The 516-nt window shown below is 38.2% G+C and carries 2 protein-coding genes; one reads left to right on the plus strand and one right to left on the minus strand.

Annotated elements, in window-relative coordinates:
* Positions 1-66: 66 nt before the first annotated feature.
* A complete protein-coding gene (locus N1032_RS27950; protein ID WP_259544003.1) occupies positions 67-267 on the plus strand; it encodes a hypothetical protein in 201 nt (66 codons plus the stop codon).
* Positions 268-332: 65 nt separating this feature from the next.
* Here the strand turns inward: N1032_RS27950 and N1032_RS27955 are convergent.
* Positions 333-516, minus strand: a 184-nt coding sequence (locus N1032_RS27955) for a hypothetical protein (RefSeq protein ID WP_259544004.1), incomplete at its 5' end; no start/stop codon positions are given.

Consider the following 516-nt stretch of genomic DNA (forward strand, 5'->3'; position numbering starts at 1 on the left):
AACGAATTCACTCTTACAACCGGAGATGTTAAGTGAGACGAACATATTAGAACATATGGTGAGACATTGGATGGTTATCCGCGTTTCGGTTCACGTAATGGTACAACAAGTTACGGGGATGACATTTACACATACGGAACATATTCACAATTCGTCAGCAATTCAACTGACCCGAAATACAACATAAAACTGCGTATCAAAAACTTTTTGGCACAAGAATTGAACGTTAGTGCCAATTCCATTGTTTTGCAAGATGCCCAAAAATGAACTGCTGGTGTTCACGGATGAACCTATACGGAACACAGACTTATTTTTGAATACAGTATTGCAACTCAAGTCATAACCCAACCAATTACCATTACATACACATCTGACCGAACGGTTCCTACATTCCAATTCACTGATGTTCCGGTATTGTTCAACAGAAACACATGACTTAACTTTTTACATAATTTCAATGTTGTACCGAACGATTTGGTGGAACTTAACATCAATGTATCTGACACTTCACAAACG

The sequence above is a fragment of the Herbiconiux daphne genome (assembly GCF_024979295.1).
Classification (GTDB): domain Bacteria; phylum Actinomycetota; class Actinomycetes; order Actinomycetales; family Microbacteriaceae; genus Herbiconiux; species Herbiconiux daphnes.